The organism is Anabaena sp. CCY 9402-a (assembly GCF_963920945.1).
Classification (GTDB): Bacteria; Cyanobacteriota; Cyanobacteriia; order Cyanobacteriales; family Nostocaceae; genus Trichormus; species Trichormus minutissimus.
Genome location: NZ_CAWUDL010000078.1, coordinates 1 through 12,934, shown reverse-complemented (window position 1 = coordinate 12,934; position 12,934 = coordinate 1). Strand labels below are relative to the sequence as shown.

8 protein-coding genes are annotated in these 12,934 nt (G+C 40.4%); 3 read left to right on the top strand and 5 right to left on the bottom strand.

Going from position 1 to position 12,934, the window contains the following annotated elements; all coding sequences use genetic code 11:
• Positions 1-79: 79 nt before the first annotated feature.
• The 3 genes from ACM0OR_RS22960 to ACM0OR_RS22950 form a co-directional block, all read right to left on the bottom strand.
• The gene (locus tag ACM0OR_RS22960; protein ID WP_414578887.1) at positions 80-2,005 is read right to left on the bottom strand and encodes an alpha-amylase family glycosyl hydrolase; all 1,926 of its coding nucleotides are present in this window, start codon (positions 2,003-2,005) and stop codon (positions 80-82) included.
• Positions 2,006-2,267: 262 nt separating this feature from the next.
• The gene (locus ACM0OR_RS22955) at positions 2,268-3,491 is read right to left on the bottom strand and encodes an HD domain-containing phosphohydrolase (protein WP_414578886.1); all 1,224 of its coding nucleotides are present in this window, start codon (positions 3,489-3,491) and stop codon (positions 2,268-2,270) included.
• A 705-nt stretch (positions 3,492-4,196) separates the two neighbouring features.
• Positions 4,197-5,099 (bottom strand): tRNA (5-methylaminomethyl-2-thiouridine)(34)-methyltransferase MnmD, encoded by a 903-nt coding sequence (locus ACM0OR_RS22950; protein ID WP_414578885.1) that lies wholly within the window; start codon positions 5,097-5,099, stop codon positions 4,197-4,199.
• A gap of 88 nt (positions 5,100-5,187) precedes the next feature.
• Between ACM0OR_RS22950 and ACM0OR_RS22945 the strand changes: the two genes are divergently transcribed.
• Positions 5,188-6,012 carry a sulfurtransferase gene (locus ACM0OR_RS22945; protein ID WP_323265882.1) on the top strand — a complete coding sequence of 275 codons (825 nt, stop codon included), beginning with the start codon at positions 5,188-5,190 and terminating at the stop codon, positions 6,010-6,012.
• Between the two features lie 88 nt (positions 6,013-6,100).
• Here the strand turns inward: ACM0OR_RS22945 and ACM0OR_RS22940 are convergent, their stop codons facing one another.
• Positions 6,101-7,477, bottom strand: a complete 1,377-nt coding sequence (locus ACM0OR_RS22940) for a hypothetical protein (RefSeq protein ID WP_414578884.1) — start codon at positions 7,475-7,477, stop codon at positions 6,101-6,103.
• A gap of 579 nt (positions 7,478-8,056) precedes the next feature.
• Between ACM0OR_RS22940 and ACM0OR_RS22935 the strand changes: the two genes are divergently transcribed.
• Positions 8,057-9,337, top strand: a complete 1,281-nt coding sequence (locus ACM0OR_RS22935; RefSeq protein WP_414578883.1) for a FecR domain-containing protein — start codon at positions 8,057-8,059, stop codon at positions 9,335-9,337.
• Positions 9,338-9,451: 114 nt separating this feature from the next.
• Here ACM0OR_RS22935 and ACM0OR_RS22930 read toward each other — a convergent pair whose 3' ends face one another.
• Positions 9,452-11,221: a hypothetical protein gene (locus ACM0OR_RS22930; protein WP_414578882.1), complete on the bottom strand. Its 1,770-nt coding sequence runs from the start codon at positions 11,219-11,221 to the stop codon at positions 9,452-9,454.
• A gap of 425 nt (positions 11,222-11,646) precedes the next feature.
• Between ACM0OR_RS22930 and ACM0OR_RS22925 the strand changes: the two genes are divergently transcribed.
• Positions 11,647-12,873, top strand: coding sequence for an ATP-grasp domain-containing protein (locus ACM0OR_RS22925; RefSeq protein ID WP_414578881.1), 1,227 nt, complete (start codon positions 11,647-11,649; stop codon positions 12,871-12,873).
• The last annotated feature ends 61 nt before the right edge of the window (positions 12,874-12,934 follow it).

The window sequence follows — 12,934 nt, the reverse complement described above, 5'->3', positions numbered from 1 at the left end:
ACAGTTCGGATAAGATAATTGACCAAAACAATAACGCCTGTAGAGACATTGTACTGCAACGTCTCTACTCCCCATATTGCTAAGACTCCCGACCTGATGCCCAGGTATCACGCCATTTTACAGTCCCTTCTTTGGCAATTACCCAACGGCGATTGACAACATTTTCCCGCAGAGGCGATCGCCCTTCGCGCCACATGGCATATTTATAACTAATCAAGTTACCAGCACTTTCATCAAAGGGAATCTCGGCAAACCAGGTGTTGGAGTTGATGTACTCTAGGGGATAAGCCTTGCTGATATCCCAGTTGCCTAACTCTGGACAGTCTCCAGTCACTACAATCGTTTCACCTGGTTGGGTATATACCCCATTCAGTTGTACCCGCACTAGAGTTTGTCCTTTGATGCGCTCCCCAACGTGGCTGAAAACAATTACTCCCCGTTCTTCCAGTGGCAAATTATAGATTTTACCGTCTTTGACTTCATACTTATTACGTGTAATCACACAGGTATGTTCACCATCAGGTAGTTCTGTATCTACTTCTGGTAAAGTCACCTCTCCTCCCCGATTCAGTGCCACAAAGCATATAGAGTCACGATAGCGGCGTATATAGCAGTAAATATCGGGGGTGAGGTATTTTTGCCACTGACTACCCATTGAGACGGCAGGATTCAGCCGCCTTAAACCAGATAGTAATCTGAGAACACGATAAATTTCAGTTTCAATATCCCACTGTTCCATCATGGGGCGGTTGTAGGGGTCGTTACCGCCGTCAGTATCATTGTGCAGATACTGTTCTGTGCCGTAATAGATACAGGGAATACCACGAACTGTCATAATGAGAGCGATCGCTACCTTCAACATCGCTGGATCAGGATTCAGCGACTGAAAGCGAGACATATCGTGGTTATCAATGAAGGTAATTAACTCGGTCGCCCCATTGTAACGATAATCCTGGTCAAAAATCTCTTGAATGCCTTGAAATCCGTTCTCTGCACCCTGTGCTAATGCGGAACGAATGGCCATGCACAGCGCAAAATCTAGCGTCGTCATGCCTGAGTTATTGGCAAATTCCACCGATAAATCATCACTAGGGTGATTATAAATCCACTCACCAAAAATGAATACATCGGGTTTGTGATTAGTCATATCACCAGTGAATTCTTGCCAAAACCAAATGGGCATATGTTTGACAGTATCCACCCGCAATGCGTCAACACCCCTGTCTAGCCATTGTTTAATTGCTGACTTAATATACTGCCGATATTCACTATTATTTTCATTGAAAGTGGCTAGACCCGCTAGTTCACAATTTTGCACTTGCCAATCATCTTCCCAGTCTTGCACTTCGCCATAATGGTGATACCAGTGGTTCACATCATTATTGAAGTCAGCAATTTTCACCCCATCATCATATAGTTCACCCTTACTACCGTTAGTATCAGGGCTACTGTGGTTGCAGACAATATCCAGCACCAGCTTCATGTTGCGCTTGTGCAGTTCAGTAATTAATCGGTCAAATGTAGTATTTTTTGCTTCCTGGGTTTCATTTAAAGAAGGGTTTTCTCCCAGAGCAATGTAGCGCGGATTGATGCGTTTAAAGTCTTTTGTCCAATAGCCGTGCATTGCTGCATTGCTAATAAATAAATCTTCCACTTGTTCAAATAGGGGGGTTAACCAAACAGCTGTCACTCCCATATTTTTGAGGTAGTCCAATTTATCGATGACACCTTGCAAGTCACCACCCCAGTATTTACCCCAATCTTGTGCAGTACCATCGTAAAGGTCTGAATTAGTACCTTTGCTGTTATCTAGATCACCTTCATAAAACCGATCAACTACCAGAAAGTAGATAGTTTCTTGCCGAAATTCAATATCTCTAGTGTAAAGGAACTCAAGATTAATTTCAGTATCTGATGGCGATGTTTGGAGCAAAGATTCTACTTCAGCACTGGCAGAATCTACTTTGTATTGCTCTTGAGAGAACTGGGATGGCGGGTTTACCATATATCACAATTAAAGTTTGCAGAGCCATGAGTACAGCAACATATTACCATGTATCACTACAAACAACGGTATTTGGGCATCCTGTACTTGGTATAGAAATACAGATGCTTTAACCCTCCGAATTTTAGATTTTAAATTTTGCGGAAATTTCTGTAGGCGGGTTTCCCAACCTAGGAACGCCACTTGCTACAAGCCGGGAAACCCGTCCAACGCAGTGGCTCAACTTTTCAAGAAGGATTTTAGATTAGTTTGAGTTAAATAATTATCGCCGAGAGAGAGCAAATTCAGCAAACTGTTGCATGAGTTTTGGGTTGCGCCAACCTGACTCGGTTTCATCTAGCATGATACATAATGCTTCTTCTGGAGTAAAAGCTTCTTTGTAAGGACGTTCGCTAGTTAGAGCATCATAAATATCAATTACCTGAAATACCTGGGCAATGAAGGGAATTTCATCTTCCTTGAGTCCATCGGGATAACCTGAACCATCCCAACGTTCATGGTGATGGCGAATAATCGGAATGACACCTTGCATACTACGTAGGGGTTGACAGATTTTTTCCCCAATTAAAACGTGTTGCTTCATAATTACCCAATCTTCAGGGGTGAGTTTGCCTTGTTTGAGCAAAACTGCATCGGGAATTCCCACTTTGCCGATATCGTGAAGATAACCGCCCCAACCTAAATCTCGAATTTGGTAGCGTGAAAGATTTAAGTATTCTCCAAAAGATTGACCCAACTTTACTAGCCGTTCACAGTGGTCGCCAGTGTTAGGGTCGCGACTTTCAACAGCCCTAGCTATAGAAAATAGTGCTTGTTCTGCGTGGTCTAAATCTTCATTTAACCGCTTCTGATGAACTAGAGATTTAACACGGGCTACTAGTTCTACTCGGTCGAAGGGTTTGCTTAAAAAGTCATCTGCTCCTACTTCAATACCCTGGATGCGCGATCGCCTATCATTTAATGCTGTAATGAAAATTACGGGAATTAGTCTAGTGTCTTCATCTTGTTTGAGTAATTGACAGACTTCAAACCCATCCATTCCCGGCATCATTACATCTAACAAAATCAGATCCGGTTGCTGTTCCTTGACAAGTTCTACTGCGACAAAACCACTATCCGCCTCTATCACTGCATAGCCTTCCATTGCTAACAGTGCAACCGCAGTCATTCTACTAGCTGTATGGTCATCAACTACTAGGATTTTCGGCGGTTCGGAATCGAAGCTCTTAACTTGGGACGTTTTAGTTTGTATTGTTTTTGAAATTAAGCACTCATAACCCGAATTTCGATTGGGTTTCAGCCAAGAAGTTGCTTTTTGGCTTTCTGTAATCATAAAATCTTCTTTAGATAAATCCAAGGAATAATCTTCTACGTCTTGCAATCCTGGGTTGTGATCTGAACTAATATTGTTTACTTGAGTTGGGGATTTATACCCATTCACATTTTGTTCAGTAGAGCCTGTGTATTCACCACTCCTTTTAATCACGGAAGCACCCCAATCTTAATAAAAATTAAACAGCGTCCTAACTTCAAAAAGACCTGACTATTTAACTGTATACAACTGTCAATTTCACATTTTCCTGGCATTGTATCAGAACAGTTGTTTGGGCAAGACCCATCAATAAATTTATGTTGTATAAGAAAATTAAGAATTGACAGTGCCAAATCCCTGTAACTTCTGCGGGGTCAATCCAAAATCCTTCTTGAAAAGTTTCTTACGGCGGGAAACCCGCCTACAGAACTTTCCGCAAAATATAAAATCAAAAATTGTTTGACCTATCTATATTCCTCTGCTTCTTACTCCAGTATGATAAATCAATGCCAATGTTAAATCAGGCGTTTTACTGAGATTTTTCATCATAGCCACGTCAGAAAAAATAATGATTATTAACTCCATAGTCAAAGCTATGCAAATTGAGTTTTAAGTTTCTATTTTGGGTTGATAAAGTCAGTATTTTCATCCATAAATTTGGGTTGATAATCATCCGCTTTTAATATACAAGATTTTTTGTATACTACAATACAGATACTAGATAAGTAGATAATCATCTGTTTTTAATATACAAGATTTTCTGTATATTACAATACAGACAATAGATAAAATGACTAAACTGATGACCACAATAGCAATAAATTATAAAAATCCGTTAAAAATTTTACTCACTAAATTATTTTGGGGATGGCAGTAAAACTAAGAGTATTGACTGAGTAACCGCCGTTTGCGCCAACGAGAAGTAGTTTCGAGTAAGCTAGTCTGTTGTTCTTGTTGTCGTCGTTGCAATATGACAGAGGCCGGATCATTTAATTGCGGATCGCGATAGGGAATAGCGGCACGAGTTAGGAGATGTTCTTTCTCGGCTGGCGAGAGGGGGGGAAGAGCTGAATCAAAGTCACATTCAGCACTTTGAGGATGGGCTGCGACTGTACCAGGCGATCGCCTACCCACTGGCTCTGTCGAACCTATTTGTAATCCCGCTAACAATAAAGCTGTACGTACAGACGTAGCACAAGAATAAGTAGCAAGCATTCCAGTCTCGTGTAAACACAGAGCTACTTGTTGCATAAACTCCACAGTCCATAGTTGAGGACACTGAGGCGGTGAAAATGGGTCTAAAAAAATAGCATCTGCTTGAAAACCCAACTGATTGACTCTCCTAATTGAGTCTCTAGCATCACCAATTAATAATGTTGCTTGGAGGCGATCTGTTTGTACCTTTTGCTCAAAAGCTAACTTGGTCAAAATGTGAGTGTAATCATAGTTCCAGTTATCTAATAGATGATGGGCAATTGCTGCTTGTGGTACAGATGGATTTAGTTCTAAACCAATTAATTCAACATAGCAACTAGGATTGATTGCCCAAATGGTCTGCAATGCTGCGGCGGTGTTGTATCCTAGACCATAACAAATATCTAATAAACGCAAAACAGGTTTTTGAGCAGTTTTACTTAGTTGAGTAGCACTGACAAATTTCAGAAAACTTTCCTGCTTCGCCCCAAAATGGCTATGAAAAGCTTCCCCAAACTCTTGGGAGAAGAAAGTCAAAGAACCATCGGCTGTTAGCTGGAGAGTAAAATCATTCTCTAAGTCTGACATGGGGAAATTAGGTGACAGGTGACAGGGGACAGGTGACAGGTGAGGTAGGGGAAAAATCCAATGTTCATTGACAAATGACTAATAACTAATGACTAACATTCAATTTGTTGTTTCATCAGACTGGTTACTCGAACATTTGCATGATCCGCAGGTTGTGATTGTAGATTGTCGCTTTTCTCTAGCTGACACCCAACTCGGACAAAAACAATATCAAGCAAGTCATATACAGGGGTCTTATTACCTAGATTTGAATCTGGATCTTTCTAGTCCTGTGGGTGAACATGGGGGGAGACATCCTTTACCTAAACCTCATGACCTAGCTGAGAAATTAGCAGCAATTGGGGTAGAGTTTCAAAAAACTTTAGTTGTCGCTTACGATGACTCTCGCTTGGCTTTTGCATCTCGTCTTTGGTGGTTGTTACGCTATTTGGGTCATGAACAAGTAGCGGTTTTGGATGGAGGCTTTAGCCAATGGGAAAAAGCTGGCTATCCTGTAACAGATGTCATCCCCCAACCGCAAACAGCTAAGTTTATCCCCCAAGTTGAAACAGAATTGATGGTAGATATTGAAGCTGTAAAAAATCGTAAAGATTTACCGACGGTTGTTTTGGTAGATTCGAGAGAAGGCGATCGCTATCGTGGTGAACGAGAACCAACTGATAAAATCGCTGGTCATATTCCCGGTGCGGTCAATTACCCTTGGATGGAAGTGACGGATACAGACGGCTATTTAATCCCGCCAACAGCACATCAACAACGCTGGGAACAACTAGAACCATCTGAAGAAATTTTAGTTTATTGCGGCTCTGGTGTTACAGCCTGCGTCAATTTGCTGTCTTTAGAGTTGGCTGGTATTCATACAGGTAAACTTTATGCTGGTAGTTGGAGTGATTGGATTAGTTATTGTTATTAGTCAATATACAATAATTACTTTAACTGTCACCTATCACCTATCACCTATCGCCTATCACCTATCACCTATCGCCTATCACCTGTCATCTCTAAAATTCACCTAACAGCCAGTTGTAATTGACACTTAAAAACCAGCTATCAAAATCAATGTTCCTGGTGGTGGAATCACCAAAGCTAAAACCAGTCTGAACATTCATTTTACTTGACTTAGATAAACGATAAGTTAAGTGGGCAAATAATCGATGAGATTGATCATGGCGATCGCGTTCTGTAAAGTCTGATAGATTCAATTGGTAATTCAAACCTACATCCAGAGGTTTTTGCACCTCGTAGTTCAACGATAACCACAAAGAATTCACTATACGACTACGGCTATCAGGGTCGGCTAAGTTCCAACTCAATTCATAAAAACTGTCCAGCGTCAGTCTTTTAGTCAGGGGATCTCTTCTACCCAAAGATAGCCGGAAAGACTGTTCACTCAAGAAGCGATCGCCAGATTTAAATATATCGCTACTGTTGGCATAAAATAATTTTTGATTACTCCAACTGATTTCACCGAACATTCGTCGCGATAGCTGTTGATAAATACCCAAATTAAATCTCAGTTGGTTATAATTAAATTTTGATTGGTCTATGTAACGAATTAAATTACCATCAATTGATCCATTTAAATAAGTCTTAGATCCCAAAGGAAAATATGCAGAAGTTAGTCTGATTCCATAAAATAACAACCCATCTTCTACAGGAATAGTTTCAGATGAAAAGATATTACTTGTATGAAAATAACCAAGACGTGCCTGTAGAGAACCTATCGGTTTAAACTTAGGTGCAGGACGTTCTATTGGTGGAGGTTGTTGTTGTTCTAGGGGTGGATTTGGTAAAGGTCTTTGACGTACCCTTAGTCCCAATTCCTGATAAATATCAGACTCAGAATTTGACTGTTTTGCTTCTCTTAGTCGCCGCCTCAGTCTCTGGGATCTTTCTAATCGTTCATTATCATTTTTTGGAGGTGATTCCAATAATTGTTCTATGGGCTTTGGGGAAGTTTGGGGAAAATTATTAGGTTGAGTTTCTAGCTGTGGTGATTCATTCCTCTGCTGAATAACATCCGTATCGGCTCTTGGTATAGAATTAGGTTCAGGATTTTCTGTTTGTGTCGGAATTGCTTGAGTAATTAACAGTCTTGGGTTAACCAAATTTAAATCCACCTGTTCTTCAGAGGATATCTCAAACACATTGAATTGTGGCAATTGAGCATCATTTGTGTCTAAATCAACCTTTTGACACAAATTATTCTTATTTTCTGCATCTAGCAAAAATTCTTGTATTTTTCCTAACTCATCCTGACACATTGATATGTCTGTTTTTTCACCTGATGATGCATTTACCTTGATGGTATAACTACTTGCACCAATGATGACTAATAAAACCGTGACTAAAAAACTTTTCCAGCCCTGAAATTGCATCTTGTATAGATGGATTTAATTGCTTTTACTTTGACTAGACACATTTTATATGTCTAAAATGTTCATCAAGAATAACTTAGCTTGCTATTAGTCTGATATTTTAAGTGTGCTTTGTGCTTATGAATGCGTTTAATGGCAGTTATGATACATATTCTTTCATTTAGAATGAATATTATTTTACAATACTATAGGACTCATATTAGATTTTTGAAATACACGTAGGGTTTGTTAGCGTCAGCGTAACGCACCTTCCCCAAAGCTTTTGGTGCGCTAAGGCTTACGCCTAACACACTCTACATATACTGAGATTTTTTTATAAATTAAATCGGATTTCTATATACACATTGTGCGTACTTAATTGCGTTTGATTTGCATATAAATTAGTCCAAATAGGTCTATACTTAAGTATATAGAAAATTACGTGAAATGTCTTGTATAGAAAATTTAGGTAACCTTAACAATGAACGAAATAAAAACATTTATATAAAAGTTATAAGATTGGCAATGTTGATATATTAAAATTTCAGCAGTGATTTTCAACTAGTTTAATATCAGTGCAATTTTTCATAATTTGATACTATGCGTTTTAAACTATTTCCGTGGTGGGGAATTGGCTTGTGGGGTTTAGCAATAGTAATAAGTTTATCAAATCCGGTAAACGCTAATACCCCTCTGACTCGTGCTGAAGTTCAGAGCCTCCGTAATTTTGTACAATTGATTCAAAGAAGCAACAGAAGTAAACGTCCGGCACGGTCTAAAGACGCTATTATTCCTGGAGATGGACTATCTACTGGTAGAGCTTCTTTAGTTGATTTGCGTTTCAATGACGGTTCTTTAGCTAGGGTTGGGGAACAAGCAGTATTTCAATTTTTGCCTAGAACTCGGAATTTTAGACTGTCAAACGGAACTGTATTACTGCTGATTCCACCAGGAAGGGGACAAACACGCATCCAAACCCCAAGTGCAGCAGCAGCAATTAGAGGTTCGGCGTTATTTGTGCGCTATGACCAACAAACAGATACTACAGTGATTGGTGCGCTGACCAATAGTGGGATTACAGTTTCTAACAAAGATGCTTCTCAAGACCAAGAGCTGCAAGCAGGACAACTGTTAGTAGTAGTCAAAGGTAGATTTCAGGGACTATACGATTTTGACCTGCAAAATTTTTATCAAACCAGTGACTTAGTTCAGGGATTAGATTTAACTCAAAAAAATAGTAGCTCTTCTTCCGACCCTGCGATCGCTAGTGTACAAGCAGAAATTGCCGTAGCTTTAGCAGGACAAGCACCGTTAAGTGGTCAAGGAATAATTGACAACCCATCTTTTTTAAATTTAACTGCTAGATCAGATGGTGAAGACACAGCTATAGGAGATTTAACCGCAGACTCAGATGGTTCTCCAATAGACACTTTTGTAGACATAGGAGAAATCTTATTTAATAATGCTCAAGAATTGGCAAATAGTGAAGACAAAATCACAACGCTAGAAAATAGGATTGATTCTAATTCTATTGACACAACAAGCAACTCTTCACCCTCAATCACACCCCAACAGCCTGCACCCATACCAGAACCGACACCAGAACCTATACCAGAACCGACACCAGAACCTATACCAGAGCCGACACCAGAACCCATACCAGAACCCATACCAGAACCGACACCAGAACCCACACCAGAACCTATACCAGAGCCGACACCAGAACCCACACCAGAACCCATACGAGAACCCACACCAGAACCCACACCAGAACCCATACGAGAACCCATACGAGAACCCATACGAGAACCCATACGAGAACCCATACGAGAATCCATACGAGACCCTAGGCACGGAATACCAAGAACTAACACTCCCTAACCTTTCTGCACATGAAAATTACGAGACCTTATGAGTAAGACCCCCAGATAAATCTAGGGGATGTCTAGACAATAAGGTTCAGATAAACCCAAAATAATGTATGGATGTGATTTATTAACCTTGCGGTGTACGTATATAAATTACCTGATTTTCCGTGTTGTAAATAAACAAAGGAAGATTGGCATTTTCACTAATCACTGTTAAAGCTTCCTGTAAGATTTCCCAGTGATTTGTAACGTCAACAATAGCACTGCTATTGTTAGTCGTGGCTTCAGATATACCACTTTGCAGCATTTGTTCGTATTCAGGAGTAATCCTGACACTAATTCCCTTTTCATCTACTGTAAAATTACAAATTCTAATTTCACTAGAACAGGTTTTATTTAAATCTGTACGGGTTTGCTGCCAAGCACTATCTAGTTGCAGTTTCTCTTGTGCTTGCTTGAGAGAGGCTGAGTATGGTGCTATGGCACTCTGAGCTTGATTGTAGTAGAGACTGTCATTAGAGACTTGTTTAGCCGCCTGTAAAGCCTGCTCCCAATATATGACAGCTGCTTGCCATTGTTGTTGTTGTTCGTAAGCTTTGGCTTGCTTGGCAATGCTTATAAGTTGTTGGTAGCTTTTAGCTCCTAGTTCTTCTATGGTGACGCGATCGCGCGCTCTGGCTAATTTAGGTTTATATTCTAATAACAGCTGTTGTGCCTCTTGGTATCCCGGACTAGTCTGGGGAATCACATTCAAAGCATTAACGACTATTTGCCAAGTAGACTGTACTTTTTGCCAATCTGGGATAGTTTTAGCCGTGCTTTCACGCCTTGCTGCTACACCCGCCACAGCTTTCGCATCCACCAGTTTTTTCAGCCATTTTTCTTCAGTCTGTATTTGCTGATTGACAGTTTTTAAGTTGGCACGATATCTCAGTAATCGTGGCTGTACTAGTCGGTAAAGTTCATTATTGGCATTAACTAATTCTAACGGTGCGATCGCCTGCCGCCATAAGTTTTGTCTAGCTTTTAATTCTTCTGGGCTATTGGCAGGTGTTTTCATCTTTTGTTCTGCCACAGTAGCAGTTTCTAAAGCTTTTAGCACCTGATTAATTTTTTCCGACTGTGCAGACAAACTGAATTTGAGTTCTTCAGCTTGCTGATAATGCGGCGACCACAAGGGGATAACTGTTAAGGCAGCACTGGCGGTTTCTAGCTGCTGTGTAATTGCAGCTAATTCATTGTCTGACTTAGCGCGACTTATTAGCTGTCTAGACTGAGTTTTGAGTTCTTCAGCCGTTTGCATCTCTCTACACTCAGACATCACACAAGGACGAGTCAGTACATAAGCACCGACACCACCTACAAGGACAACTCCTATCAAAGCCATACCCAGGAAAATAGGCGAAATTTGCCTGCGGTGTGGAGTTGTTAATAAATCTGGTGTACCCGCTAAAGGGTCAAATATTTCTTCTTCAGTTTCATCTTCAGTCTGACTGACTGGAGGAGAATAAGCCAGAGGATATGCCGCCGGTATTGCTTCCTCAGCTATTTCATCTTCCTCATTTTTCTCCTTGACTGGAGTTTCTATCTGCTCATAACCCTTCATCATGAGGGAACGTTTAGCATAGGGAAGTTTTTCACCCAACATTCTCAAGAAGCACTGAATTTGTTGCTCTCTATAAGGTGCTAGCGACTGAATAACTTCCTCAATCACGGAAAAAATTTGTTCTGTGTCAACCTTTATACTGACTGGATGTTGAGTAAGAATCATCAACTCGTCTTTGTTGACAGCACACTTAATCTGGAAAACTTCACCAGATGGGACTTCTGCTAGGAATTGTTCCTGCAAGGTTCTGGCTAAGATTTGCAAATCTTCCTGCTGGACTGCTACTGTCATAGAGCTTTCCTGCTGGTTTTCTATATTATATTTTTTATTTTTGAGAGACCCAAATGAAGGTTGCTCATTGATTGAATGCAGATGCACAGTTTAACCAACCATAATCATAAAATCCAATAGACCAACTTTTTAACACACAATTTGGAGTTGTCACCAAAAATTCAACTGCTACATCGAATCAACGCAGGTTTTATTCTATATTAGTAAATTCACCGATATTGTTTATGACGAAATTCCAACACAATACTAAGGAGTTAGTGCTAAAAATTAAATGTGCTGTATTGGCTCAATTCGATAGAATTGATACGTGAAAAATAAGTTTTTATAGTTGCTCAAGGCGGGATTATTTAATTGGGGTGCAGTCAAAAACTAAAGAACAGCACCAAAAATAATTCTCTGAAAGTATAAATATCAGGTGCGTAACAATGGATTTATTGGAATATCAAGTTAAAGAATGGTTTGGGGAAATAGGCATTCCCGTATTGCCTTCCCAACGCATAGACCATCCTACAGATTTAAAACGCCTGAAAATTCGCTATCCGATTGTGCTGAAATCGCAAGTACACGCTGGAGACAGGGCAAAAGCAGGAGGAGTCAGGATAGTAGAAACAACCATTGATGCTGTCGCGGCTGCCCAAAACATCTTTAACTTGCCCATTTGGGGCGAATTACCAGAAGTTGTGCTAGCAGAATCTAAGTACGATGCTAGTCAAGAGTTTTATTTAGCAGTAGTTTTAGATACGGCTATTTGCCGACCAATTCTTTTAGGTTGCCAAGAACCGGATGTTGATTGGGAACTAGCTGGCGAAAAAATGCAGCACGTTGTTGTAGAACAAGAATTTTCGCCTTTTTATGCCCGCAGGCTGGCTTTAAAAATGGGTTTACAAGGCACATTGATGCAGTCGGTAAGTACCGTTTTAGAGAAAATGTATCAGTTATTCATCCAAAAAGACCTAGATTTAGTGGAAATTAATCCCTTGGCCATTAATTCTTCTGGGGAAGTGATGGCACTCAATGGTAAAGTCAGGGTGAATGAACGGGCAATTGGTCGGCATCCAGAAATTGCGGCAATGGCAGCGAAAATAGCCAATTATCATGGCAAAAATCAGATCAATTCCCGGTTTGGTGAGTGGGATAGTCTAGCCATGCACGGCAAAATTGGTATTTTAGGCAATGGTACAGGTTCGATGATGGCAACCTGTGATTTAGTGGCTAGTGCTGGTGGTAAACCAGGGATGTGTTTAAATCTCCGACACGCTTCGATTATTGATACATCACCAACCACATTTTGCGATCGCTTAGTTAAAGGTTTAAATATCCTAGCTGCTGATAAAAGTATTCAGGTCATACTCATTAATCTTCTCGGTAGTATTCCCCAACCAGAAGCCGCAGCCACAGCGATTGTTGATTTTGCATTAGGTAACAAAGGTGAACTACCATCATCGGTGGTACGCTCTAAGGGCAATAAACGAGAGCATCTGTCACCATACTTAGTCATTCGTCTAGCTGGTTCAGAGCTAAACACCGTTAAAAACGTTTTAGCACCATTAGAAGCTCATGATGATGGACTGATAGTGGTGGAAAATTTAGATGAAGCTGTAGCCGCAGCAGTTAGTCTGGTCAAATCACCCGCCTATAAGAAAGCTTCCTAGCTATTAGAGGTGACAGGTGACAGGTGACAGGTGACAGGTGACAGGTGACAGGTGACAGGTG

Excerpts from the sequence above, each read along its gene's own strand:
- ACM0OR_RS22930 (WP_414578882.1), bottom strand. The coding sequence starts at position 11,221 with ATGACAGTAGCAGTCCAGCAGGAAGATTTGCAAATCTTAGCCAGAACC.
- ACM0OR_RS22935 (WP_414578883.1), top strand. The coding sequence starts at position 8,057 with ATGCGTTTTAAACTATTTCCGTGGTGGGGAATTGGCTTGTGGGGTTTA.
- ACM0OR_RS22950 (WP_414578885.1), bottom strand. The coding sequence starts at position 5,099 with ATGTCAGACTTAGAGAATGATTTTACTCTCCAGCTAACAGCCGATGGT.
- ACM0OR_RS22960 (WP_414578887.1), bottom strand. The coding sequence starts at position 2,005 with ATGGTAAACCCGCCATCCCAGTTCTCTCAAGAGCAATACAAAGTAGAT.
- ACM0OR_RS22945 (WP_323265882.1), top strand. The coding sequence starts at position 5,188 with ATGACTAACATTCAATTTGTTGTTTCATCAGACTGGTTACTCGAACAT.
- ACM0OR_RS22940 (WP_414578884.1), bottom strand. The coding sequence starts at position 7,477 with ATGCAATTTCAGGGCTGGAAAAGTTTTTTAGTCACGGTTTTATTAGTC.
- ACM0OR_RS22925 (WP_414578881.1), top strand. The coding sequence starts at position 11,647 with ATGGATTTATTGGAATATCAAGTTAAAGAATGGTTTGGGGAAATAGGC.